The sequence below is a fragment of the Gemmatimonadaceae bacterium genome (genome assembly GCA_036273715.1).
GTDB lineage: Bacteria > Gemmatimonadota > Gemmatimonadetes > Gemmatimonadales > Gemmatimonadaceae > JADGGM01.
The window spans coordinates 88,209-113,029 of sequence record DASUHB010000074.1; the positions used below are offsets into that span (position 1 = coordinate 88,209).

Annotated in this window: 19 protein-coding genes; 7 read left to right on the forward strand and 12 right to left on the reverse strand. The window is 67.1% G+C overall.

Going from position 1 to position 24,821, the window contains the following annotated elements:
• The first annotated feature begins 10 nt into the window (after nt 1-10).
• Genes VFW04_18805 through VFW04_18815 form a run of 3 tightly spaced genes read left to right on the forward strand, consistent with a single transcriptional unit; the run spans nt 11 to nt 1,870 of the window.
• A complete protein-coding gene (locus VFW04_18805; GenBank protein ID HEX5181389.1) occupies nt 11-1,225 on the forward strand; it encodes an Nramp family divalent metal transporter in 1,215 nt (404 codons plus the stop codon).
• On the forward strand, nt 1,222-1,590 hold the full coding sequence (locus tag VFW04_18810) for a hypothetical protein (protein HEX5181390.1): 369 nt from the start codon (nt 1,222-1,224) through the stop codon (nt 1,588-1,590). Before VFW04_18805 ends, VFW04_18810 begins: the two co-directional genes overlap by 4 nt.
• Nucleotides 1,583-1,870 (forward strand): hypothetical protein, encoded by a 288-nt coding sequence (locus VFW04_18815; protein HEX5181391.1) that lies wholly within the window; start codon nt 1,583-1,585, stop codon nt 1,868-1,870. Before VFW04_18810 ends, VFW04_18815 begins: the two co-directional genes overlap by 8 nt.
• A gap of 134 nt (nt 1,871-2,004) precedes the next feature.
• On the opposite strand, the gene VFW04_18820 is transcribed toward VFW04_18815, so the two are convergent.
• The 8 genes from VFW04_18820 to VFW04_18855 are packed head-to-tail and all read right to left on the reverse strand — an operon-like array spanning nt 2,005 to nt 10,627.
• Nucleotides 2,005-3,003, reverse strand: coding sequence for a radical SAM protein (locus VFW04_18820; protein ID HEX5181392.1), 999 nt, complete (start codon nt 3,001-3,003; stop codon nt 2,005-2,007).
• 6 nt (nt 3,004-3,009) lie between these two features.
• Nucleotides 3,010-3,981, reverse strand: coding sequence for a glycosyltransferase (locus tag VFW04_18825; protein HEX5181393.1), 972 nt, complete (start codon nt 3,979-3,981; stop codon nt 3,010-3,012).
• Nucleotides 3,978-5,735, reverse strand: a complete 1,758-nt coding sequence (locus VFW04_18830; protein ID HEX5181394.1) for a carbamoyltransferase C-terminal domain-containing protein — start codon at nt 5,733-5,735, stop codon at nt 3,978-3,980. The genes VFW04_18825 and VFW04_18830 overlap by 4 nt, the downstream gene beginning before the upstream one ends.
• Entirely contained in the window at nt 5,722-6,828 is a 1,107-nt protein-coding gene (locus VFW04_18835; protein HEX5181395.1) for a glycosyltransferase family 9 protein, read from the reverse strand. Before VFW04_18835 ends, VFW04_18830 begins: the two co-directional genes overlap by 14 nt.
• Nucleotides 6,825-7,400: an HAD family hydrolase gene (locus tag VFW04_18840; GenBank protein HEX5181396.1), complete on the reverse strand. Its 576-nt coding sequence runs from the start codon at nt 7,398-7,400 to the stop codon at nt 6,825-6,827. Before VFW04_18840 ends, VFW04_18835 begins: the two co-directional genes overlap by 4 nt.
• Entirely contained in the window at nt 7,400-8,680 is a 1,281-nt protein-coding gene (locus VFW04_18845; GenBank protein HEX5181397.1) for a glycosyltransferase, read from the reverse strand. Before VFW04_18845 ends, VFW04_18840 begins: the two co-directional genes overlap by 1 nt.
• Nucleotides 8,677-9,636 (reverse strand): glycosyltransferase, encoded by a 960-nt coding sequence (locus tag VFW04_18850; GenBank protein HEX5181398.1) that lies wholly within the window; start codon nt 9,634-9,636, stop codon nt 8,677-8,679. Before VFW04_18850 ends, VFW04_18845 begins: the two co-directional genes overlap by 4 nt.
• Nucleotides 9,623-10,627, reverse strand: a complete 1,005-nt coding sequence (locus tag VFW04_18855) for a glycosyltransferase family 9 protein (GenBank protein ID HEX5181399.1) — start codon at nt 10,625-10,627, stop codon at nt 9,623-9,625. The genes VFW04_18850 and VFW04_18855 overlap by 14 nt, the downstream gene beginning before the upstream one ends.
• A gap of 240 nt (nt 10,628-10,867) precedes the next feature.
• Here VFW04_18855 and VFW04_18860 point away from each other — a divergent pair, with 240 nt between their 5' ends.
• Nucleotides 10,868-12,304 carry an MFS transporter gene (locus tag VFW04_18860; protein HEX5181400.1) on the forward strand — a complete coding sequence of 479 codons (1,437 nt, stop codon included), beginning with the start codon at nt 10,868-10,870 and terminating at the stop codon, nt 12,302-12,304.
• 78 nt (nt 12,305-12,382) lie between these two features.
• Here VFW04_18860 and VFW04_18865 read toward each other — a convergent pair whose 3' ends face one another.
• From VFW04_18865 to VFW04_18880, 4 genes are all read right to left on the reverse strand, one after another.
• Nucleotides 12,383-14,710 (reverse strand): pyrroloquinoline quinone-dependent dehydrogenase, encoded by a 2,328-nt coding sequence (locus VFW04_18865; GenBank protein HEX5181401.1) that lies wholly within the window; start codon nt 14,708-14,710, stop codon nt 12,383-12,385.
• A 356-nt stretch (nt 14,711-15,066) separates the two neighbouring features.
• Nucleotides 15,067-15,303 (reverse strand): hypothetical protein, encoded by a 237-nt coding sequence (locus VFW04_18870; GenBank protein ID HEX5181402.1) that lies wholly within the window; start codon nt 15,301-15,303, stop codon nt 15,067-15,069.
• Between the two features lie 227 nt (nt 15,304-15,530).
• Nucleotides 15,531-16,922, reverse strand: coding sequence for a trehalose-6-phosphate synthase (locus VFW04_18875; protein HEX5181403.1), 1,392 nt, complete (start codon nt 16,920-16,922; stop codon nt 15,531-15,533).
• Entirely contained in the window at nt 16,919-18,607 is a 1,689-nt protein-coding gene (locus VFW04_18880; GenBank protein ID HEX5181404.1) for a mechanosensitive ion channel domain-containing protein, read from the reverse strand. The genes VFW04_18875 and VFW04_18880 overlap by 4 nt, the downstream gene beginning before the upstream one ends.
• Before the next feature lie 343 nt (nt 18,608-18,950).
• Between VFW04_18880 and VFW04_18885 the strand changes: the two genes are divergently transcribed.
• The 3 genes from VFW04_18885 to VFW04_18895 all read left to right on the forward strand — a co-directional run bounded on the left by VFW04_18885 (nt 18,951) and on the right by VFW04_18895 (nt 24,789).
• A complete protein-coding gene (locus tag VFW04_18885) occupies nt 18,951-19,685 on the forward strand; it encodes a hypothetical protein (protein HEX5181405.1) in 735 nt (244 codons plus the stop codon).
• 140 nt (nt 19,686-19,825) lie between these two features.
• The gene (locus VFW04_18890) at nt 19,826-21,478 is read left to right on the forward strand and encodes a hypothetical protein (GenBank protein ID HEX5181406.1); all 1,653 of its coding nucleotides are present in this window, start codon (nt 19,826-19,828) and stop codon (nt 21,476-21,478) included.
• Nucleotides 21,479-21,552: 74 nt separating this feature from the next.
• A complete protein-coding gene (locus VFW04_18895; protein HEX5181407.1) occupies nt 21,553-24,789 on the forward strand; it encodes a hypothetical protein in 3,237 nt (1,078 codons plus the stop codon).
• The last annotated feature ends 32 nt before the right edge of the window (nt 24,790-24,821 follow it).

The window sequence follows — 24,821 nt, forward strand, 5'->3', positions numbered from 1 at the left end:
AGGCTGCCACATGAAGCGGGTTCTGCAAATCGCGCTCGGCATCGTGACCAGCGTCGGCGGGTTCCTCGAGATCGGATCGATTGCGACCGCCGCGCAGGCCGGCGCCGCATTCGGCTACCGCCTCGCCTGGTCGATCGTGGCCGGTACGGTGTGCATCGCGTTTCTGCTGGAAATGTCGGGCCGGTTCGCCGCATGCAGCGGGCGGACGATCCCCGATGCATTGCGCGAGCGTTTCGGCGGCCCCGTCTACCTCACGATCGTCGCCGTGATGTGCTGCGTGTCGATCCTTGTGTTAGGCGCAGAAATCGGCGGCACGGCGGTCGCGTTGCAGTTGGGCACCGGCATCGCCCTGCGCTGGTGGGTGGCGCCGATGGCCGTTCTGGCCTGGTTCATTGTCTGGCGCGGCACCTTCGGCTTCATCGAAAACGGGGTGTCGCTGCTCGGCCTCGTCACCATCGTGTTCGTCGTGGCCGCGGTGTCCGGAGGTCCCGACTACGGCGCCCTGGCCCGCGGCCTCGTGCCTCGACTGCCCGACCATCGGCCTGTTCACTATTGGTACGTCGCCGTGAGCGTACTGGGCGCGTCCATTTCTCCGTACCTCTACTATTTCTATTCGTCCGGCGCGATCGAAGACAAATGGAATGTGGGGTACCTCGGCATCAATCGCTGGGTCGCAGGTATCGGCATGGGGTTCGGCGGGTTTCTGTCCGTCGCCGTAATGGTGCTGGCCGCGATCGTGCTCGCGCCGGCGGGACGCGAGGTCCAACACTATCGTGATCTCTCGGATCTGACGACCACCGTCCTCGGCACACCGGGCTTCTGGCTGTTCGTCGCTGCGTTAGGCATTGCGTGCCTCGGCGCAACCCTCGAGATCGCGCTGTCCCTGGCCTACCTCCTCGCTCAAGGCCTTGGATGGGAGTGGGGAGAGGACATGGATCCGCGCAGGAGCGCCCGCTTCAGCCTCACCTACACGGTCATTATCGCCGTCGCCGCCGTGATCGTTCTTGCCGGCGCGGATCCGCTCGAACTCACGAACATCTCGATGGCCCTCACGGCGGCATCACTGCCGGTCGGCGTTCTGCCGTTTCTCGTTCTGATGAACGACAGCGACTACCTGGGCGACCACACGAACGGACCGTTGGGCAATGCCGTCGTGCTCGTCATCAGCGTGCTGACCATGGTGCTCGGCGTCATTTCCATCCCGTTGCAGTTGGCGGGCTCGTGATCGACCGCCCGATGCACCTCGCCGCCGACGTGCTCGATGAGCAGCTCGTCGACGTAAAGCACCAGAAGGCGGGCCGCATCGACGGCGTCATCGTCTCGACACGGCCCGGACAGCCGCCGCGCGTGATCGCCATCGAAGTGAGTCCGGTGACGCTCGTCGCCCGCGTGAATCGGCGACTCGCTCGATGGCTCGGCCGGCTCGACGCGCGGATCACCGGCCGCCGTGCTCCGTTTCGCATCGCGTGGGACGCATTGCGCTACCGCGATCGCTCGTTCCAATTCGACGGCGACGTCGACGCCACGCCGATCAACGCCGTCGAGCACTGGCTGCGCACGCATGTCACCGGCTGGCCCGCCAATGAATGACGAACGGGAGATACACGTCGAACACCTGCTCGGCAGACGCGTGCGCGACGCGGATGGCCGCGTCGCGGGGCGCATCGAGGAGTTCAAGCTGGATGTGGTGAAGGGCGAGACCATCGTTGCCGAGTATCACTTGGGTCCCGATGCGCTCTGGGAGCGGTTAGGCGGCGCCGCCCTGCACCTGCCTTTCGTTCGCGCGCTCCCGTTTCGGCCGCGACGCATCAGGATTCCGTGGCAGCGGATGGACCTGAGCGATCCGTTGCGTCCGCGTCTCAGTCCCTGACAGGCGGACAAGGGGCGGACACACCGGAAAAAGCCGCGCACCGCTCGGCTGTACTGACATAGCGCGGCGCGGGGGAGGCAAAGCGTCGCCTAACGTACGAGCAGCTAAGCGCTTTTCCACTCGGACGCGGTTCATTAGAAGGTCCCGCGATACACGGAACAGCCGCGGCAGATCGCCGGTGGACCGTCCGACGCCAACGCCGCACGGAACGATTCGTATGCGGCGCCGCGCCAGATCTGGCTGATCGGCTGCTCTGCCACCGTGCCTAACGTGCCTCGATCGGGCGTCGAGATCATGCAGCACGGCATCGCATCGCCGCGATACGTGATGTACGGGCCATGCCACGGCCAATCGCAACGCTCGCGGCCGGGCGTGCCCGGCGCATGCTCGTGCACGTCCAGCCGCGGCAGCCGCAATTCGATGCCTAACGACTCGGCCGTCTGCCGCGCCTCGGCGAACACGCCGCCCGTGAGCTCTTCGTCGCATCCGGTCAGGTTTTCGCCGTGCACGAACTCCCGCATCGGGGCATAGCGGGCCGGCAGCGTCGATTCCGTGAAGTCGTGACAGAGATGCTGGACAAAGACGGTGTCGATGTCGTGCTCGGCGGCCAGCCGCACCACCGCCGGCAACTCCCGGAGATTCCGCCGCATCAATACCATGACCAGTCGCACGCGCGGCTTCTCGCTCGACATCGCACGCTTCGTATCCCGCAGATGGCCGAGGTTGCGGCGGACGCGCGCGAACGACGCGCCGACGCGAATCCCTTCGTACGTCGCCTCCGTTGCCCCGTCCACCGACACGTGCAGCGTCGTCAGACCGCTGGTCACGCAACGGTCGGCACGACGGCGCGTGAGCAGCGTGACGTTCGAATTCGTCGACACCACGATGCCGCGCGCGGCGGCGTACGCAACCATGTCGAAGAAGCGAGGATGCATCATCGGCTCGCCTAACCCTTGCAGGTGCAGCTCCGTCAGCGTCGGGAGGTCGTCGAGGATCCGAACGAAGAGATCCCACGCCATGAACGCCGGCGGCCCATGCGGTGTGCCGTCCGCCCGGAATTGGATCGCGCACATCTGACATTTCAGATTGCACTGCCCAACCGGCTCCAGCTGGATGTATGTCGGGAGGTCCATGGCGCCCTACCAGAAGAGGACACGGTATCGGATCGCCCCGCGTATGCCCCAGTAGAATGACGCGATGGGGAGTACGGCCGAGGTGACGAGCATTTCGGCAATGTGCGCCGGCGCACGCGAGGTGCCGCGCAGCCTGCGCCACGCAATGGAACCGGTGGCGAGACACCACGCCGCCAGTGACCACGCCGCGATGGTAGCGGTTCCGGCGGCCAGGGCGGCGAACGTGCCGGCCGCCGCCATCGCCGCAACGGAGTAATCGGCCGGCCGGCGGGGACGAATGAACCGGCGGTACAAACGTGGGTGCTTTCGATAGAGCAGTGCGTCGTACGCCGTCTTCCGCTCCTGCCTAACGCTAACGCCCCACCCGGCCGGACGCACCGGGTGCACCACCACCGCGCGCGGCACCTCGATCACGCGTTGGCCGTCGGCGAGCAGCCGGAAATAGAGGTCGCTGTCCTCCCGCCACGCCTCGGCAAACGACGTATCGAAACCGCCCAGCCGCCCCAGCACGTCGCGGCGCACGAAACAGTTAGCGGTGACGAAGCCGGCGGTCTCGAGTCCGGCCGCCGCTCGCTCGTAGTCGGTGGGCACCTCGGGCAGCGGCACGACCACGGCGCCCCACCCGGCGGCGCAGGACCGCTCCGTTAGGCAGCGCATCGCCTCATCCAGCCACGTCGGCGACGGCACCGTGTCGTCGTCAGTGAACGCGATCCACTCGCCGGTCGCCCGGCGCCAGCCCGCGTTGCGCGCGGCCGCGGGCCCGTGCACGGCGCCGTTCACCGGCACATAGGCGATCGGGACGCCGTGCCGGCCATCCCACCGCCTGACCTGGTCCCGCGTTTCCTCGCTCGCTGCGTCATCGGCGACGATCACATCGTACGTCCAGTCGCCCCGCACCTGGCGCGCGAGGGCGCCCAGCGTCCGCTCGAGCAGCGCGGGCCGGCGATACGTCGGCACGACGACGCTGACGTGGGTCATGGCGCGTGCACGTCGACGTGATGCACCGGCTTCTCCAATACGAACGACCCGATGGCCAGCGCATCCAGTGGCGAGGTCCAGAAGCACTCGATCGCGTCGCGGGGCGTACACACGATGGGCTCACCGCGCGTGTTGAACGACGTGTTCACGAGCACCGGCACCCCGGTTCGCCGCTCGAACGCACGAATCAAATCGTAATATCGCGCGTTCTGATCGCGCCGGATGGTCTGCACGCGAGCCGTGCCATCCACATGCCTAATGGCAGGAATGCAGTCTGCCTTCTCGCTGCGCACCTCGAACGTGAACAGCATGAACGGCGCGGCCGCCCCCGCACCGCAGAACCACGACGCCGCCTCTTCCTCGAGCACCACCGGCGCCACCGGCCGGAAGTCCTCGCGATCCTTGATTTCGTTGAGCCTCACCTGCATGGCCGCATCGATCGGGCTCGCTAGAATCGATCGAGCGCCGAGCGCGCGCGGACCGAACTCCATCGCGCCCTGAAACCAGCCGATGACCTTGTTGCCCGCCAGCAGCGCCGCGGCGGCCTCGGCGATGTCCGGCACGCGCCGATACGGCACCTTCGACCATTGGAGAAATCGTTCGATCTCATCGTCCGCGAACGACGGCCCGAAATAGACGTGCTCCATTCGCGTATGCGAGGTTGCACCGCGTTCGCTCGCGTCCACCATCAGCCCGGCGCCGAGCGCCGTCCCTGCATCGCCGGCCGCCGGCTGCACCCAGACGTCATCGAACACGCCGCTGTCGCGCAGACGCGCGTTCATCACGCAGTTGAGCGCAACGCCGCCGGCCATGCAGAGTCGCGGCGATCGCGTGCGCTCGCGCAGCCACGAGGCGAGACGGATGACCGTCTCTTCGAGCACGACTTGCAGCGAACGCGCGATGTCGTAATGGCGCTGTTCGATTTGCGCACCGCGCAGACGCCGCGCGCCGAATCGCCGCTCCAGCTCCAGGTCGTCGATGGAATAGCCGCCGTCGTCGCCGATCGCGATCATGCTCCGAAATTCGTCGACGAACTCGGGGCGGCCAAACGACGCAAGCGCCATCACCTTGTACTCGTCGGATGACCGCAGGAACCCCAGGTACTGGGTGACGTCCTCGTAGAGCAGCCCGAGCGAATGCGGCAGCCGTACCTCGCCTAACGGGTCGATGGCGGCGTCGTGTCCCTGCCAGTAGCTGGTGGTGGCGCGTTCGCCGCGTCCGTCCAGGCACATGACCGCCGCATCGCCGTACGGCGACGCGAGAAACGCGCTTGCCGCGTGCGCGGCGTGATGCCCAACGAAGTGCCACGACAGATCGCCCCGCCGTGCGCCGCGCCACCGGCGTTCGAGGTGATGCGGCACGCCGTCGATGAGTTGACCGGGTGCGTTGACGATGTGCGAGAGAAAGAGCGGCTCCCACGCATCGGCGCCCTGATCGGCCGCTCGCGCTCCATCGAGCGGAATCGCAATCGTCCGGTCACGAGCCCGTTCGCCCAGCAGCAAACCAGGGTCGAACGAATACGCCACGTGATCGACGTCGCACAGCGCGACATCGGCCGCTGCCAGGCACGCGTCGATGGCGTGAAACGGCAGCTCCCACGTGGAAAACGGCACCGGCCGCTTCCCGTGTTTAATTTTGGTGAACCGTTCTTCTTCCGCCGCAGCCACCACCTCGCCGTCGCGCACGAGACAGGCCGCTGGATCGTGGAACGCGGCGTTGATGCCTAACGTATACATCCCGTCATCCCTCCACACGCACGGGCGCGCCTCGCGCGGCGCCGCATCGTGATTGCAACAGGTCGAGCGCGGCGTCGGCCACCGCCGGCGGCGGCACCAATCGCAGGCAGTTGTGGTGCGTCTCGGGACACACGCTCTTGAAGCAGTACCGGCAGGGTACATCGTGCGACAGCACCCGACACGGAACCTGCCACGGCGTGTGCTGCGGATTCGTCAATGCGTAGAGCACGACGACCGGCGTGCCCATCGCCGCCGCCACGTGCGCCGGCCCCGTGTTGTTCGTGATCACGAGCGGCGCGCGAGCCACCAGCGCCGCGAAGGAGCCGAGGTCGAGCTGTCCGCACAGATCGATCGCCGGCGCACCGATCTGCGCGCACACGTCACGAACCAGCTCGTGCTCGTCCGCTCCACCGGTGACGACGATGCGCACGCCGCCGCGTGCGGCGAGCGATCGTCCGGCCGCGGCAAACGACGCCGCGGGATACCGGCGGGATGCCGCCGATGCGCCGGGATGCAGCACGACCCAAGCATCGTCGTTGATGCCTAACGAACAGAGCATGGACGCCGCCGCCTCGTCGTGGCGCGGCGATGGACACAACGTCAGCCGCGTATCGGCCGGCCTCCAGCCGACGGCTGCCACGAGGTCGAGTTGACGCTCCACCTCGTGGCGGATGCCGCCGGCCGGCTCCGGGTCGGCGACCCAGGTCGTGAGCAGCTGATACGGATTCTCACGCGCGTGCGCGAGCCGGCGCGGGATGTCGGCCAGATAACACAGCAGCGCCGCCGGCAGCGCGCTCTGGCTGAACACCGTGAACACCACCGCCGCATCGAATGCGTGCGTCCGAAGAATGTGCGCCATGGCGTGATCGGCGGCACTCGTGGTCCGCGGCCGCGTCGCTTTGAGCCACGGCGCGTCGTAGACGATGACATCGTCGACGCTCGGCGCCAGCGCCGCGACAGCCGAGCCGGCCGGCGAGGTGAGCAGTGTGACGTGCCGCTCTCCGTCCGCCCCCTTCACCGCGCCTAACGCAGGCGTCGTCATCAACACGTCGCCCACGCCGTCCAGACGCACGCAGAGCACGCGGCGCACCCCCGACCAATCGCTCGTCATCGCCGCGCCCCCGCCAGCCGGTCGCCGAGGATGATGTCGGCCACTCCATGGAACGACGTCGTGACGAAGTCGGGCGTCCGGAGCGGGGATCGCAACCAGTCGGTTTCGCCGCCCGTGTCGAACAGAATCGCGCGCGCGCCGGCGCGATGCGCCGCTTCGACATCATCGAGAATGTCGCCCACCACCCAGGCGGATCGCGGATCGATGCCTAACTCGCGCGCCGCGCGATGTACCAGGCCGGGCGCCGGCTTGCGGCAGTCGCACACGCGGCGGTACGCCGCCACCACGCCATCGGGATGGTGCGGGCAGTAGCAGAATGCGTCCAGCGAGACGCCCGCCTCGGCCAGCATTTCGCGCAATCGCTCCGCCACGCCCGCCAGCGCCCGTTCGGGAAAACATCCGAGTGCGACACCACTTTGATTCGTCACGACGCCGAATCGAAACCCGTGGGCCGCCAGTCGCGCGAGCGCGTCGCCGGCGCCATCCATGAGGCGCATGCGCTGCGGATCCGCGCTCAGCGGGACGTTTTCGACGAGCACGCCGTCCTTGTCCAGCAGAACGACACCGCTCATCATCGCGCCGGCCCCACCGCCCGCGCGCGCCGCCGTACTTCGCGTCGCTCGGCAGCCAGCACGTCGTCGTACAGCGCATCCACCGCGCGGCCTACGTCACACCACTGGAACCACGTTCGCACACGCGCGATTGCATGCCGCGACATGCGCGCGCGCAGCATGCTGTCCTGCAGCAGGAGCGCCGCGCTCGCCGCGATGCCGTGCGGATCGTGAGGCGCCACCAGGAACCCGGTCTCTCCGTGCAACACGGTGTGCTTGATGCCGCCAACGGCCGTCCCGACCACCGGCGTCCCGCACGCCATGGCTTCCAACGGCGTGATGCCGAACGGTTCGTACCACGGCGTCGTCAGAAAAATGTCGGCCGCGCTATAGTAGTAGCGCAGCACCCCGGGATCCCTCCGCCCGACGAACACCACACGGTCGGCAACGCGCTCGGCTTCGGCGATCTGGCGCAGCGTGCCGAGGTACGGCGTTGCACGCTCGTCGGGCGCTTCGGTGTCGCCGCCCACCACCAACAGCCGCGCGTCGATGCCGTGCGTGCGGCGCACGATGGCGAGCGCCCGGATCACATCGTCCACGCCTTTGCGGGGCACCAGCCTGCCTAACTGGAGCATCAGCGGCCCCTCCAGCGGAAGGCCGAGCCGCGCCCGGGCGCGCGCTGGCGCAACCGGATGAAAGCGCCGAACGTCGACGCCGCAGGGGATCTGGCGCAGCCGTGTCCGCGCGCCGTAGTGCGCGCGAAGATCCTCGGCGTCCTGCGGACACTCGGCGATCACGGCGCCGGCGGCGTCGATGGCCTGCTCCTCGAGAGCGCCGCGCTCCTCGGGGAAGCCATCCGCCGCGCCCTGGTACATCCGCCGCACCCGGCCTAACGCGTGGAACGTGACGGCAAACGGCAGCCCGATTTCGCGCTTGAGCTGCATCGCGACCACCGCCGATGTCCAGAAATTCGCGTGCGCGACGTCGTACGTCGCGCCGTCGCGATCCATGAAGTTCAACATCCAGTCGGCAAATGCCGCCATGTACGGAAGCAGCTGCTCCTTGGGCAGCTGCCGCGCCGGCCCCGCCTCGACGTGCACGATGCGGACGCCGGGCCGCCGCTCGAGCACCGTCGGGATCTCGGGCGACTCGCGCCGCGTGAACACGTCCACCTCGTGCCCGCGGCCGGCCAGCTCGCGCGCCAGATACGCCACGTAGACGTTCTGCCCCCCGTTGTCGGTGCCGCCTAACGCCGCCACGGGCGAGGCGTGCTCGCTGATCATCGCGATGTGCTTCCTCATGCTGCCACCTCTCTCAACACCGCATCCCAGTCCGCGGCAAAGCGCGCGATCCCGTAGCGATCGGCCGCCATCCGGCGCGCCCCCTCGCCCAACCGCCGCGCCTCCGCCGGATCCTCGATCAGCGCCAACGCCGCGTCGAGCACGCGCGGCAGCGACGAGTCGACGAATCCCGATTCTCCGTTCGTGATCACCGATGCCAACTCGCACGTCGCCAGCCCGACGATCGGCAGCCCGATCATCATCGCTTCGACCACCGCCAACGCGAGACTCGTGTGGCGCACCGGGCTGAAGGCGAACCGATAGCGCGCCTGGAAGGCCGCCAGCGCCGGCGGGTCGATCTCGCCGAGGCCGCCTAACGAGCAGGCGTCCATGCCCACGAGGTCGATCGGCACGTGGCGCCGCGCCGCCGTGAACACATCGGCACCCATCCGCCGCGCCCGCGTACGCAGGTTGTTGATCGCGCAGACGCCGCGCGGCAGTTCCCCCGAGTACCGCACGTCTCCCGGGATCACCACGCCGTGCTCCACTACACGAACCGGCGACCGCCCGCAGTCCCACATCATGGCGTTCCACTCGGTCACGTGCACGACCATCACGTCGCCGTCGTCCACCGGGTGCCGTTGGGCAAAGGGATGCGCGAGCGGCGGATCGTGCTCGAGATACACACGCGGCAACCGGCGCTGCTCGGCGCTCAGCAGGTCGAATTGATCCACCGCGTACACCTGCTCCGACTGAAACAGCACGCAGTCGAACCGCGCCGTGCGGACCTCGGCGGCTGCAACTTCATGGACATTGTCCGGCCACGGGAAGCCGCCGGCGCGCCCGCCGTACGGATGCGCGCGTTCCGGCTTCACCGGCAGGAAAAACTCGTGCGGCGCCTGCGACAAATACCAGAGGTAATTGCCGTGGACGTGCCAGGTGAGCACGCGCAGCCGGCGGCGACTAACGCGCGCCATGGCAGTGCTCCATGAGGTCGTCGGCCTGCGCAATCGCGGCGGCGACATCCACGCCGGCCGCGCATTCATGACCCGTCGGACATCGCAGGTGCATGCACGGCCGGCACGCCACGTCGTGCCACAACACGCGATGCCGTTCGCGATCGAGCGGCGCCCAGCGCGACACGTCCGACCCCGACGCCACCACGACGCTCGGCGTCCCGAACGCCGCCGCGATGTGCGACATGCCGGTGTCGTTGCAGACGACGAGCGCGGCATCGCTCACCAGCGCGCCTAACGCGCCGAGCCCCAGCCGCCCGGTCAGATCGATCGCGTCCGCTCGCATCGCCGCGCGCACGGCGGCCGTGATCGGCGCCTCCGACCGCGTGCCGGTGAGCACGATCGCCAGCCCGCGCTCGGCGAGCGCGTCCGCCAGCGCGGCGAATCGCTCCGGCGGCCAGCGCCGCGAGGGAAATCGGGCCCCCGCGTGCACACACGCGTATTCGCGAAACGACAAGCCGGCGGCCTCGCCCACTTCGCCTAACGCTGCCCGGTCGTCGGCCGTGGCCGCGAGCCCCAGCGCCGTGCCCACATCCGGGCATCCGAGCGCATACGGAAGCGCGAGCAGACGCTCGATCTCGCTGCCCCGCGTCGGCCACGGCACGGCGGTTCCCTCGCCCTCCAGCGGCACGGCATCTTCCGGCGTACGGTAAACGGCCGTCCGGTGCGCGCCGAAGAGCAGCGTGAATTCATTGATGTGGGCGCCGCTGCCGTGCAGCTGAACCGCGAGATCGAACTGACGCGACTGCATGTGCGCGAGAAACGCCGTCACATCCGCTGCGTCAAATTGACATTCGGGAATCCCCGGATAGCCCGGGAAAAACACGAGATCGTCCACCAATGACGCGAGCCACGGCATGAGCTCAATCGCCCACGGCAACCCGATCAACGTGATTCGCGAATCGGGGAACCCGGCGCGGAACGCGCGCAACGCCGGCACCGCGCACAGCATATCGCCAAGGTGAAGCGCTCGAACGATGGCGATGCCGCCACCCCCCATCCCTTCGACTGCCCGCCGATTACCTGAACGACGACTCCACACCGATGCACCAGACGCTGCAATGCGACACGTTCTGCTCGGATTGCGCTGCGAGCGCAAACGCCGGACCGCTTCTCTCCTTTCGCGGCGGGTTCACTCGTTCGCATGACAAGCGCGGAGAACCGCGGCACGTGATCTGCCGCGCGGCGGGCCATGCGCTCGCGTGAACCGCGGCTGTGGTCCAATGACGCGGGCGCGAGTTGGCGACGCGTTGCCGCGCTCGTAGACGCGAACGGCATCGCGCAGACTGTCATGGTGCAGTTGACCGGTGGTGTGTTTCTCACCGGTCTCGCGCTTGCGCTTGGAGCCAACGCGATCGCGATCGGTGTGCTGGCCGCGCTCCCGCTGGCGTCGAAGCTGTCGCAGCTCGTGCTCTCATGGTGGATCGAGCGCGCGGGGCGCTGGCGCAGGTGGGCGATCGCGAGCGCGTCCGTCGCTCGTATCGCCTTGATTGCCGTGCCCGTGCTCGTGCTCGCCCCGGGCCCGGCGCCGATCCGCCTCACGATGCTCATCATCGTGATGGGCGTCTCGGCGCTCGCCGGCGCCGTGTTCGAGCTCTCGTTCCTGACATGGCTCGCTGAGCTCATCCCCGAGCCGCTGCGTGGCGTCTTCTGGGGGCGACGCGGACGCAACGCCGGCGTCGTCGGGACGATCGCATCCATTCTCGCCGCGATTCGACTCGACCAGTCGCCGACGGCCTCGTCTTCCAAGCACGGCTTCGCGCTCGTCTTCGGCGCCGGCGCGATTCTCGGTCTCGTGGGAGTGCTCTTCCTTCAGCAATTGCCGCAGCCGCGCCGGCGTGAAACCAGAACACAGCCCCTGGATCTCACCACCGCCCTGCGCGCGCCGCTCCGCGACAAGAACTATCGAACCATGTTGGTTTTCAGCGCGTGGTGGAGCTTCGCGTCCGGGTACATGGCGCCCTTCTACATGGTGTACATGCTGCGCACGCTCGGCTTGTCCTTTCTCGCCGTGACGCTGCTCACCACGATCACCAACACGATCATGGCTCTAACGCAAACGCGATGGGGCACGCTCGGCGACCACTTCGGCACGAAGCCGGTGCTGCGCATTGGCAGCTACTTGATCGCGTGCACTCCCGTGCTCTGGTTGATCAGCGCGCCCGGCCGCGTGTGGCCGGTGATCATTGTGGAAGTGCTCTCGGGCGTCGGGTGGAGCGCGTACCACGTCAGCCTCTCGAATCTCGCGCTCAAACTCGCGCCGGATGACAGCCGCCCCTCCTACCTCGGCGCCTTTGGCGCATTCAGCGGCGTGGCCGAAGGGATGGCGCCGTTGATCAGCGGCGCGCTGCTCACGGTCCTGGCCGCGAGCGCCACTCCAACGTTAGGCGAATTCCGCGCCATGATGATCGTGCAGCTCGTTCTGTTCGGCGTCGCCACCATCGTGCCGCAATGGATTCGCGAGCCGCGCGGCACGGCGGTGGGCCATCTGATCCGAGTGGTGGCGCGCTTCCAGGCCATGGACTCGAGTCGGCCCGTGTCGCTGATCTTCGAGTACGGATACACGCACTTGGCGCGCATCGCCGATCTCATCGCGCGCGAGTTCCCACGCGACGCAGAACCGATTTGACGCCGCGGACCATGCAGCGCTCCGCCAACAAAGCGATGTCGCACCCGAGCCATCCAGAAGGTGTCTGTGGTCTCCCGGTCACCTTCCGGATACACCGACGCGTGTCACGCGATGTCCCGCGCGCCACATCGCAAACGTCCCCGGCTTGCTGGAGCCGTCGGTGCATCCATCGACATACGTTAGCTCGCCGATGATCGCGCGATTTTCGTTAGCCGCGCGGCCTGCGAGCGTCATCGTGCCGGAGCAGTGCTTCGAGGGCAGCGACCAATTCGCCGTGATGGTGATGCTGTCGCCCACGACGTGACCCGTCCCATGACCATTGACCCCGACGCCATCAAGCGTGAACGACAACGTCGCGCCAGAGCTGTCACGCCCGAGATCCCATTGCGCGTCGAAGCGCGATCGGTCGAGCACCATGTGTCCCGTGTATTGGCCGGCCGAGATAGTCGCCGCGTGCGGTGCTGCCGGAGCGGTTGTCGGGAGCGCAAACGCAACGACGTAGTCGCCTGCTCCGTCCGTGCCTCCGCTTGCCGCGTACAGCTCCCGGTGTCCGCCCGCTGCGACGACTACGAACTGTCGTCCGGTCGCGGTGACATACGTCATCGGCGACGCATGCACGCCGGCCGGCAGTTTGGCGGACCACAGCTCCGTGCCGGTTTCGACGTCGTATGCGTGCAGCCGCTCGTCGAGCGCACCGCCCGCGAACACGATGCCACCGGCAGTGACCATCGCGCCGCCCAAGTTAGGCGAGCCCCACTGCGAGCTGCCCGGTACGCGCGCGAGTGCAGCGATGCTCCCCAACGGACGGCTCCACTTCACCCGACCCGTCTCGAGATCCACCGCCGAGAGCGTGCCCCACGGCGGCGTCGAACACGGCGCGCCGTCCGGTGCAATCAGAAAGGTCCGCCGCATCGCGTACGGCGTTCCGCGCTGGGGCGAGAACTGATCGAAGCGCGTGCCCGACATTGCGCGGGCATGCGCATCGGCACGCGGTATCAACTGCACCACGGTCATCACGTTGTTCAACGGAAGGATCGCGAGATGCCGCACCGGATCGATTGCGATTCCGCTCCAGTTCGAGCCGCCGATGTTCCCGGGATAGATCACGGTGCCGCGCACTGATGGCGGTGTGAACATCCCGTCGTTGCGCACACCGGCAAGCTCCTTCTCGCACCATGCCTTCTCCTGTGGCGACACGCCGAACACATCGTCGGCCCGAAATCGCTCCGGGACTAACGGAGCCGGACGCGTCGGGAACGGCTGCGTCGGCCACGCGGACTCGCCGGGGACGTCGCTCGCCGGCACCCGCCGCTCGTCCACGGGAAAGAGCGGTGCGCCGGTCTCGCGATTCAGCAGGAAGACGTGGCCCATCTTGGTTGTCGCGGCGAGCGCCGGCGTATCGCGCCCGTCGTGGCGCCAGGTGAAGAGCACCGGTTCCGCGGGTACGTCGTAGTCCCAGAGATCATGGTGCACCACCTGGAAGTGCCAGACCATCGCGCCCGTCGATGCGCGCAGTGCGATCACGGAATTCGCGTACAGATTCTGTCCGAGCCGGTCACCGCCGAAGAAATCCGGGCTGGGACTGCCGGTCGGCACGAACACCAGGTCGCGCGCCGAGTCGACGCTGATGACCGACCACGCGTTGGCAGCGCCTGTCTCGTGCGCGTCCGGCCCGCGCCACGAATCATATCCGGAATCTGATGGGTCGCGCGTGACGGGATCCCATGCCCAACGCAGCTGCCCGGTCCGTGCATCGAATGCGCGCACGACACCGCTCGGTGCCTTGGCGCGCACGTTGTCGGCAACCGTCGACCCGACGATCAGCAGGCCGTTGACGACCGCCGGCGGCGACGTGATTTCGTATTCGCCGCGAAAGATCTCGGGATTGCGCACATCGCCTAACCGGACCACCCCGTGGTCGCCGAATCCGGAGCAGGGTGCGCCCGTGCGCGCATCGAGCGCGATCAGCCGGGCGTCGACCGGCGCCACGTAAATGATGCGGTGGCACATCTCGCTCGCCGGCCGCCGCGGGTCCACCCAGGTCGACACGCCGCGGTTGGCAAAGTCACCGTAGTCGCCGGAAAGGTCGAGCTCCGAGTCGAACGACCAGCGCTCGTGCCCCGTCTCCGGGTCGAGCGCGCGGACGCCGCCGAACGGCGTCGATACGTAGAGCAGGCCATCCACGAACAGCGGCGTCGTCTCATCGCGCGTCATGCCTTCGCCTAACGAGAAGTCGCCCGTGCGGTACGTCCATGCCGGCACGAGCTGCTTCACGTTCGACCGCGTGATCCGCGCCGCCGGCGAGTACTTGGTGCCCGCGGCGTCGTGCGCATACACCTGCCATTCGACGGCCGCCCCCGCGCGCTGTTGCGCCGGCATCGCGCGCGCCACGAGCAGCAGTGCCACGACACTGCAGCAAACACGCAAACACGTACTCATGTTCGGAAACCTCGTCGACGGCCCAGGCCCTCGCGAGCCCGAGCTCGACGCGCCTGGGAGGAGGCGTTGATTTCTTGTCGGTGCGTTGTCTGTTGTGTCCTGCTTTGTCCGCGTCTTCATGAGCGTAGCACGCTGCCCGTCCGGCCGGCCGCACGACCCGTCTTTCTCTCGTTCGGAGAACCAAAAAAAGGCAACTGGCGTCGCTTCGCCAGTTGCCTTCATTACTTTCTCTTGTCGACAGATCGTCCCGCCGTCATCCGCAACGTCGCGTCGTACGCGACCGGTTCCCACGCGGCCGACACCATGCGGCCGCGCCTTTGATTTTATGCGGCTTTCTTCCCCGATTGCTGCCAACTCACCTGTTCGTTCAGCCCCTCGAAGAATGCCTCGAAGTGCGCCGGCGGAAAGCCAGTCACGCCGATCTCGAGCACGTCACCGCGGCCCACGCGGGCCTGCTCGGCTATGGCTTCCATCGCTTGCGCAAACGTCGGGCTCGTGACTGCGCCGGCCAGGCGCAGCGTTTCGTCAGGACCGCTGAGCGAAAACTCAAAGCGTGGCATGCGCCCTCCTGGAAGCAAGGTTCCGTCAGGACCCGCGCGCCGGGACCCAGTCCCCGGCAAGCGTAGATCGAGATCCACTCCTCCTCCCTCTGCCCGTTCCCTGTGCCCTACGATTCTACCCTCTCACTTTATAAACGATCTCTCACCCACCGCGGTTCCGCTTGTTACAAAGTTCACGAGGACAGAATTGCACGCGTCGTGCCCGGACCCACCCAACTCCCCGTCATTCACCCCAACGCATCCAGAAACTCGGCCGCCCACCGTGCCACATCGTGCGTCGTCACGCGCGCGCGCAATGCCCGCATTCGGTGCGCCCGCTCGTCGGGCGCCATGATGAGCGCCGCGTGCATCGCTTCGGCGGTCTCGTCCACGTCGTACGGATTCACGATCAACGCCTCGCTCAGCTCTTCGGCCGCGCCGGCAAACTCGCTCAGGACGAGCACTCCGTCGTCGTCTGTCCGCGCCGCCACGAACTCTTTGGCCACGAGATTCATTCCGTCGCGCACCGGTGTGACCACCATCACATCGGCCGCACAGTACAATGCGATCAGCAACGATCTCGGCAGGCCGCGGTGTACATAATGGATGGGCGCCCACGTTGGCAGCGCGTACGTCCCGTTGATCCGCCCAACGAGCGTCTCCACCTCTTCCCGTACTTTCCGGTACGCGCGCACGCCTTCGCGCGACGGCACCGCGATTTGCGTGAACCGGATCCGTTCGCGCCATTCGGGATGCTTGATCAGCAACTGCTCGACGGCCAACAATCGACGCGGAATCCCCTTGCTGTAGTCGAGACGATCGATGCCCACCAACAAGGGCCCGGTGCCGGTTCGCCGCAGGCGCGCGGCCTCCGTGCGTACGGGCTCGGACTCCGCGCGGCGCGCGAAGTCCCCCGCGTCCACGCCCATCGGAAAGACGCCCATCCGCACCCGGCGGCCCTGATGCTCGAACTCGTTGCCGTGCGCGTCCGTGCCTAACAACCGGTGCACGGCCGCCGCGAAGTGGCCGCGATGCCGCCGCGTGTGAAAGCCGATCAGGTCGGCGCCTAACATGCCGCTCACCAGCCACCGCCGCCGCGCGAGCGCAAAGAAAATCTCCGGCGTCGGAAACGGGATGTGCAGAAAGAACCCGATGCGCGCCGATGGGATCCGCTCGCGAATCAGGGCCGGCGCCCGCATCAGGTGGTAGTCGTGCACCCAGATGCGATCGCCCGGCCGCCATACCGCCGCCACGGCATCGGCGAAGCGCGCGTTCACGCTCTCGTACACATCCCAACCTTCGACGCGCAGCGGCAGCTGGTCTAACCGGTCGTGACACACCGGCCACAGCACGCTGTTCGCGATCCGTTCGTAATAGACCGACACTTCCTCGGGCGTCAGCTCCACGCGCACCAGCCGGCGTGCCTCGAGTTGCTGCTGCACGTCCGCGCGGCCGGCATCGTCGAGCCCGCTCATTTGCCCGGGCCAGCCTAACCAGAATCCCTTCGACTGCTCGTGCGGTGCGCGCAGTCCGGTGGCCAACCCGCCGACGCTGGCCCGGACCTCGGGATGCCCCCCGTTTTCCGACACGCTCACCGTCACCGGCAAACGGTTCGAAACGATGAGCAGGCGTCCGCTCACGAGGAGGGCTTCGGCGCCGCCGCGTCGTTGGACGCGGCCGCACCGTTCGTTGCCGCCGCGGCCGGCGGCGATTCGAGTTGCACCGTCTGCGTCGGAAACGCGAAGGACGTCCCCGCGCGCTCCACGATGTCCATGATCTGCAGCAGCAAATCTTGCCGGATGCGGTTGAACTCGTTGCCGTTCGTCGTCAGAATCTGCGCCGCGACCTGCACGTCCAGCGACGACGGGCTGAGTTGCTGAAAGAAGACCGTGATCGTGTCCTGCGCCACGTGCTTGGTGCCCTTGAGCATCGCTTCGACACCCGTGATCACTGCGCGCATCTGGTCCGCCGTCGTCTCGTACACCAGTGTGAGCACGCAGGAAAAGCGGATCCGGTCCCGCGGCGCGAACGTCTCGATCCGCGAATCGGCGACCTTCCCGTTAGGCATCGACACCACGCTGCGCTCGGCCGTCCGGATGCGGATCGATCGCAGCCCGATGCTCTCGACCGTGCCCGTCACCGTGTCGATCGTCACCTGATCGCCTTCCCGGAACAACCGGTCGCCGCCGATCGCGAACGCGCCGAAGAGATTCTCGAGCGTCTTCTGCGCCGCGAGCGCCACGGCGAGGCCGCCGATGCCCAGGCCGCCGATGATCGCCGCCACCGGATAGCCGAGCGTCGCCAGCAGCGACACGAAGCCGAAAATCCCGATGACCATCTTCACCAGACGCGACACGAGCGTCAGCAGTCCGTGCGACGTACCGTGCATCGCCCACCCGGACACCGACTTCACCTGCCGCCAGATGTCGACCAGGCGCCACAGCGCCCAGAAAAACGCGATCGTGAATCCCGCCTTGATCACCGTGTCGACGTGCCGCGACACGTTCGCGTTGAGCGACAACCACGGCAACAGGAAGAGCACCACAACCAGCATCGCCGCCAGGCGGAACGGCCCGCGCAGCGCCGTGCTGATGCCGTCGTCCCAGTGGGTCTTGGTGCGCTTCGCCAACGCGCCTAACGCACCGCGCGCCAGGCGGCCCAACAGCATGCCGACCAGCAGCGACACGACGATCACGACGATCAGGCCCAGCCACTGCCACCAGAGTATGCCTAACGGGCCGGCGCCGAGCAGCCACGGCGGCAGATGGTCGAGCGTCCACCGGTCCGGGAGCTGCCGGTACCATTTGGGGATGTTCGCCACCGTGCTGCGCGAGAACACCCACCGCGCCGCAGCGCCGGGCCGCGCCTGCCGGACTAACCGAACCGGATCGCTCCGCCCGCCCGGCTCCGGTATGGTGCCGATCTGCTGCACCCCCGCCGGCATCCCGCTCGTCGTGTCGCCGGCCGACGCACCGGAGATCGCATCCAGATCGATGTACACATAGCGGTCGAGCACGATCGAGAATTCACGCGCCAGCTGGCTGGCCTGGGATCGCTCGATCTCCGGCACATCGAGGTACTGCGCCGCGCGCGCGAAGTCGCCGGCCTGCGAATACTCGAGAAACGCCGACAACGATGCCCGCGGCGAATCCGGCGACGTCACCGACGCCGGCTTCGCCGTGTCCGCCGCCGGCTTCTTGCCCAGCAATTGCTGTATGACCTGCGCCGTCGCCGTTCGCGGAACTGCGACGCAAAGCGCGATCGCGATGGCCGCACGCACGGTGATCGCCAGCACTCCCGGCAAACGATATGCGGGTCGATGCATGACACTCATACGCCAGGAGGCGGGAAGAAGACGCGCATCATATGAAGGTGCTTGCGGAGTTTCCAGCGGCGTCGTAGGTAGAATCGGGCACAGCGGCGAGAGAGAAACCTGCACGCTCTGCGCCCACGCCGCCATTTGATTCAACGACTTCAGGCACGTGTCGCCCGCGTTTCCGAACCCTCAGCACGAGCATCTCGAATCGTCCGAGCCGGCAGGCCTGTCGACTCCGCTAGAGGTTCGCACGCTCGCGGTCGAGCACACGATACGCTGGGAGCCGGCGGACCATACGGCCGTCTGGGCCACAGCTCCGCTCGCTGCCGTCCCAGGAATCGAACCGGTCGTCGTGCATCAGCGCGCGCTCGCCGAAATCGAGAGCCTTGCAACCGCGGCGAGAAGCTCTGCATTCGGCATTCTCTACGGCGCGCGGTATCGATGCCCTCGCCTGCGCCTGGACTATCTGCTCATCGAAGGTGTTCAACCCGGCAGCTCCGCCGACATCGGGCCCGACGCCGATCTGCGCTCGGCGCTCGGCGCCATCATCGCCCAACTGAGCGCGAGCGACGTGGGCGCCGTCGGCTGGTATCGATGCGGAGGCCAGGGCGGAATTCGCATTTCGCCCGGCGATGCGGCCATGCACGCGGCTCTCTTTCCCGAGCCATGGTCTGTAGCAATGTTGCGCGACTCGGCGAACACAGACGCGACCGCGGCCGTCATCCGGCTCGATGGGCACCGGCCGCACTTGATCCCGTTCTACGAGTTGCTTTCGCCGGAATCTCCAGCCGATCTCAATCCCAAGCAAACGGCAATCTCATGGTCATCGTATCATACGATGTCTGACCAGCAGCCCCCTGACCCCCAACCTCCCGAGCCACCGCCTCCAGCGCCGGTGCCGGCCCAATCCATTGAACGCATCTTCGACGAGCCCGCTTCCCCGCCGACGAATGATCCAAAACGCAACGCCCCTCGACGGACCTCGTCCCGACTGTTCTCTTTCCGCCCGCGATTCGGTGAACGCACCGTGGCGCTCGGTGCCATCGCGCTCGCCATCTTCGCCGCGTGGTACGCCACGCACAGATAGTGAGTGGCGCGCGAGACGACCTTTCAATTTCTGTCAGCGTTCTGTAAACCCGCCGCGTAACGCGGTTGACACGTGTTCCGCCCGTCCTGCCCGCTTCTCGCCCGAGCGGCCAGGCCTCCCACACTGCGTGGAGCGCACCAATGCTCGGTACGCTGGATCCGATGTGGATCGTCCGACGCCGCGACGGCGTCACTCGCCCGACCGCGCCCCTCGCGCTCGCCGCTGCTTCGCTCATCGCGCTGAGCGCGCCTAACGCACACGCGCAACACGCGCGGCAGGGCGCGCGCCCTCCCGACTCCGCGCACGCTCCCGCCTCGCCCGCGGCGCGCGCCTCGCGCGACTCGGCGCGCACCGAAGACGATTCGATCCGCATCTCCGAGATCGCCAGGCGACCGCCCGTGATCACGCACCACACCATGCAGCTCAAGGGCGCGACACTCGCCTATACCGCGACCACCGGCATGCTTCCGATCCGGAACGACACCACCGGCGTCGCCGAGGGCTACATCTTCTACGTCGCCTATACTAAGGATGGAACATCCGATCCCGCGAAGCGCCCCCTCACATTCGTGTTCAACGGCGGCCCGGGTTCATCCACCGTGTGGCTGCACCTCGGCGCCTTCGGCCCGAGACGCGTCAAGTTGAACGCGGATGGCTCGCCGCCGGCGCCGCCCCCGACGCTCGAAGACAACCCGTACACACTGCTCGATCAAACCGATCTCGTATTCCTCGACCCGGTCGGCACCGGATACAGCAGACCGTCCAAGCCGGCGCTCGGACCGAACTTCTGGGGCGTCACTGAAGACCTCCGCTCGGTGGCGGAATTCATCCGCCTCTATCTCACCCGGTACGAACGCTGGCTCTCGCCCAAGTTCCTCGCCGGCGAGAGCTACGGCACCACTCGCGCCGCCGGCCTTTCAGGCGTGCTCGCCGACCGCGGCATCGCGCTCAACGGCATCGTCCTCATCTCGACGGTGCTCAACTTCGAAACCCTGTCCGATCAGAAGGGCAACGACCTCGGCTTCGTTGGATTCCTGCCATCGTACACGGCGATCGCGTGGTATCACAAAAAGCTTCCCGCAGACTTACAGCGGCAGACCGTCGAACAGGTCACCGCGCAGGCGGAGCAGTTCGCCGGCAACGGCTACACGCTGGCGCTCGAGCGCGGCGCAAGCCTAACGGCTGCCCAACGTAAGGCGGTGATCGACACCCTGTCCCGTTTCACCGGACTCTCGCCCGCGTTCATCGACCACAACGACCTGCGCATCCCGCTCGGCCGCTTCGATCAGGAGCTGCTGCGCGATGAGCACCAGACCGTCGGCCGTCTCGATGGCCGCTTCACCGCCTACGCCACCGACGACGGCGCCGAGCGCGGCGCGTTCGACCCGAGTGATGCGGACATCGAGAACACGTTCACGCCCGTCCTGAACGACTATGTCCGCCGCGACCTCGGCTTCTCCGACGACGAGATGTACTGGATTCTCGGCGGCGGCATCGGGCGCTGGCGCTATCCGCAACGCGAAGGATTCCTCGACGTCACGCCGTATCTCGAGCGCGCGTTCGCCAAGAATCCGTACATGAAGCTGTTCGTCGCGATGGGCTACTATGACACGGCGACACCGTATTACGCCGTGGAATACACGCTCGACCACCTCGCGCTCAGCGACAAGGCGCGTGGCGACATCACCACCGATCACTTTGGCGCCGGCCACATGGTCTACATCGATTCGCCGAGCATGGCGCGGCTGCGCCAGGATCTCACGGCGTTCATCGACAGCGCCACCGCGCGATGACGATGCCTAACACGACGCCGGACGCACCGGTTTCCACACCAGTCCTTCTCCCCCAATCCCTCTGCCCTCGCCGTATGCGCTCTCTTCTCCGCCTCACAGCCTGTGCGCTGCTGATCGCGCCCGCGGCCGCCGCGCAAGCCGCCCACGGCGCGCAGCTCGACTCCGCCACGATCGCCGGATTCCGCTGGCGCAACATCGGCCCCGCCAACATGGGCGGCCGCATCGCCGACATCGCCGGCATTCCCAGTCCGTCCAAGACGTTCTACGTCGCCGCGGCCGGCGGAGGCATCTGGAAAACCACCAATGCCGGGATCACGTTCCGGCCGGTCTTCGATCACGAGAAGGTCGTCTCCATGGGTGCGCTCGCCATCGCCCCATCCGACACCAACATCGTGTGGGCCGGCACCGGCGAGCAAAACACCCGCAATTCGATCTTGCCTGGCGGCGGCATCTACAAGAGCACCGATGGCGGCATGACGTGGAAGTTGATGGGCCTCGAGAACACGCAGCAGATCGGCCGCATCGTCGTCCACCCGACCGATCCGAACATCGTCTACGTCGCTGCGTTAGGCCACGCCTGGGGCCCGAACAAGGACCGCGGTCTCTACAAGACCACCGACGGCGGCCAGACCTGGAAGCTCATCAAGTTCGTGAGCGACAAGGCCGGCTTCATCGACGTCGCGATGGATCCCAAAGATCCGAACACGCTCTACGCCTCGAGCTACGAGCGCGTCCGCGGCCCGTGGTTCCTGCAGAGCGGCGGCCCAGGCAGCGCGCTCTGGAAGACGACCGACGGCGGCAACACCTGGAAGAAAATCGAAGGCAACGGCTGGCCCACGACGATGCTCGGCCGCATCAACATCGCCATCGCGCTCAGCAATCCGAAGATCGTGTATGCCGTCGTCGAAGCCGATTCGATTCGCGGCGGCAAGCCGCCCTTCCCGGTGCCGGCCAGCGACACGTCGCCTAACGCATCGCAGCACACCCGCCTCCTCAGCGGACTCTATCGCTCCGAGGACGGCGGCGCCTCGTGGAAGTGGATGAACGACAAGGATGTGCGACCGTTTTACTACTCGCAGGTTCGCGTCGATCCCCAGAACCCCGACCGCGTGTACTGGTCGTCCACGCCCGTGAATTTCTCCGACGACGGCGGCAAGACCGTGCGCAACGCGACCGTCGGCATTCACGTCGACCACCACGCGATGTGGATCGATCCGAACGACGGACAGCACTTCGTCGTCGGCGATGACGGCGGCGTCTCGCAAACGTGGGACCGCGGCGGAAACTTCGTCTTCCTCAACACGTTCCCGATCGGGCAGTTCTACGAAGTGAGCTACGACTTCGCCGTGCCGTATCGCGTGTGCGGTGGACTGCAAGACAACGGCAGCTGGTGCGGGCCGAGCACCAAGAAAGAAGGCGCGATCATGAATCGCGACTGGTTCACCGTCGGCGGCGGCGATGGATTCTACACGGCGCAGGATCCCACCAACCCGAACATCATCTACGCCGAATCGCAGGGCGGCGCCATCGGCCGCCTCGACTACAGCACCGGTGAGCGCACGTTCCTCGACAAGCCGACGTGGCGCGAATCGCATCTCGCGTGGGAAGACTCGATCCTCGCCGTGCGCGGCGACTCCACACAGCCGGAAACGGCGGCCATGAAGAAGCGCATCGCCGAGTTCCGCGCGAAGCAGAAGGCGGATTCGATCGACCTCGATCTCCGCTACAATTGGGACACGCCGTTCTTCATCTCGCCGCACTCCGCGAGCACGCTCTACATCGGCGGCAACCGCGTACTCAAGTCGACGGATCGCGGCGATCACATCTACCCGATCTCGCCCGACCTCTCGACGAAGGATTCCGTCAAGATTCGCATCAGCACCAAGACGACGGGCGGCATCACCAACGACGCCACCGGCGCCGAAACGTACGGCACCATCACGACGCTCGCCGAATCGTACCTCAAGCCCGGCCTGTTGTACGCGGGCACCGACGACGGCAACGTCTGGCTTTCGCCTAACGATGGCGCCACGTGGGAGAACATCACGACGCGATTCCCGGGCGTTCCGCCGCGCACCTACGTGGTGCGCATCGAGCCATCGCACTTCGACACCCTCACGTTCTACGTCGCGTTCGACGGGCACCGCACCAACGACTTCACGCCGTACCTCTACGTGACCAACGACGGCGGCAAGACCTTCCGCTCGTTGGTCAACGACTTGCCGAAGGATGGCCCCGCGTTCTTGCACGTCATCCGCGAGGATCCGGAAAACCGCGACCTGCTGTTCGTCGGCACCGACGTCGCCGCGTATGTCTCGATCGATCGCGGCGCGCACTGGCAGCGCTTCACGACCGGCCTGCCGACCGTGCCGGTGAACGACCTCAAGATCCAGCCGCGCGACCACGACCTCATCGCAGCGACGCACGGACGCAGCATCTGGATCGTGAACATCGGGCCGCTCGAGCAGATGACCGATACCGTGCTCGCGCAGTCGCAGTACTTCTTCAAGCCGGGCACGGCGTATCAGTACGGTGAGGCGCCGGGTCCGGATCTGAATCCCGGCCAGGAGCTGTTCGAGGGACGCAACGCGCCGTACGGCGCCGAGCTCGCCTACCGCCTAACGAATGGCAAGCGGGGGGACACCGTGCACATCGTCGTCACCGACGCCAAGGGCGATACGGTGGCGTCCATGCGCGGCCCGGGCGGCGAGGGCCTGCAGCACGCGACGTGGGATATGCGCGGGAAAGCCCCCAAGGCCAAACCGCTCTCGCCCGCTGCCAAGCGGGACAGCATCGTCAGCGCGCGCAAGATCGACCACGTGCTCGATTCGCTGGCTGCCGCCAAGACGGCGCCGCAGCCGGTCATCGACCGGGTCAAGAAAGCGATCGCCAGCGGTGCAGGGTTAGGCGAGCTGTTCCGCCGCGGCGGCGCCGGCGCGCCTCCCGGAGTGTTCGTCGAACGCCCCGGCGAGAGCCCGCTCCCGCGCGCCCGCCGCGGGCCGGGCGCGTTAGGCGAAGCGCGGCGCGACACTACAGGCGCTGCTCCGGCCCGCCGCGCCGGCGGCGCGGGCGAAGAGCCGCCGATCGATCAGGCCGTGTTGGGCGAAATCTTCACCGCGCTCCGCTCGTCGGGCGCGCTGCCCGGCGGCGGCTTCGGCCGGCGCAACCAGGCGCCGCTCGTCGAAACCGGCGACTACCTCGTCACCATCACCGCCAACGGACAGACCATGAAGCAGGTCCTGCGCGTCGACCGCGTGAGCGGCAGCGACGATGCAGCCATCGGAGATGAGACCCTGGACCTCGATCCGTAACCGGCGCCGCGGCGCAAGTTAGGCGTTGGGCA

What these genes read in the sequence shown, in the direction of transcription:
- VFW04_18805 (HEX5181389.1), top strand. Translation starts at nt 11, where the DNA reads ATGAAGCGGGTTCTGCAAATCGCGCTCGGCATCGTGACCAGCGTCGGC.
- VFW04_18815 (HEX5181391.1), top strand. Translation starts at nt 1,583, where the DNA reads ATGAATGACGAACGGGAGATACACGTCGAACACCTGCTCGGCAGACGC.
- VFW04_18820 (HEX5181392.1), bottom strand. Translation starts at nt 3,003, where the DNA reads ATGGACCTCCCGACATACATCCAGCTGGAGCCGGTTGGGCAGTGCAAT.
- VFW04_18825 (HEX5181393.1), bottom strand. Translation starts at nt 3,981, where the DNA reads ATGACCCACGTCAGCGTCGTCGTGCCGACGTATCGCCGGCCCGCGCTG.
- VFW04_18835 (HEX5181395.1), bottom strand. Translation starts at nt 6,828, where the DNA reads ATGACGAGCGATTGGTCGGGGGTGCGCCGCGTGCTCTGCGTGCGTCTG.
- VFW04_18840 (HEX5181396.1), bottom strand. Translation starts at nt 7,400, where the DNA reads ATGAGCGGTGTCGTTCTGCTGGACAAGGACGGCGTGCTCGTCGAAAAC.
- VFW04_18845 (HEX5181397.1), bottom strand. Translation starts at nt 8,680, where the DNA reads ATGAGGAAGCACATCGCGATGATCAGCGAGCACGCCTCGCCCGTGGCG.
- VFW04_18850 (HEX5181398.1), bottom strand. Translation starts at nt 9,636, where the DNA reads ATGGCGCGCGTTAGTCGCCGCCGGCTGCGCGTGCTCACCTGGCACGTC.
- VFW04_18855 (HEX5181399.1), bottom strand. Translation starts at nt 10,627, where the DNA reads ATGCTGTGCGCGGTGCCGGCGTTGCGCGCGTTCCGCGCCGGGTTCCCC.
- VFW04_18860 (HEX5181400.1), top strand. Translation starts at nt 10,868, where the DNA reads ATGCGCTCGCGTGAACCGCGGCTGTGGTCCAATGACGCGGGCGCGAGT.
- VFW04_18870 (HEX5181402.1), bottom strand. Translation starts at nt 15,303, where the DNA reads ATGCCACGCTTTGAGTTTTCGCTCAGCGGTCCTGACGAAACGCTGCGC.
- VFW04_18880 (HEX5181404.1), bottom strand. Translation starts at nt 18,607, where the DNA reads ATGCATCGACCCGCATATCGTTTGCCGGGAGTGCTGGCGATCACCGTG.
- VFW04_18890 (HEX5181406.1), top strand. Translation starts at nt 19,826, where the DNA reads ATGCTCGGTACGCTGGATCCGATGTGGATCGTCCGACGCCGCGACGGC.
- VFW04_18895 (HEX5181407.1), top strand. Translation starts at nt 21,553, where the DNA reads ATGCGCTCTCTTCTCCGCCTCACAGCCTGTGCGCTGCTGATCGCGCCC.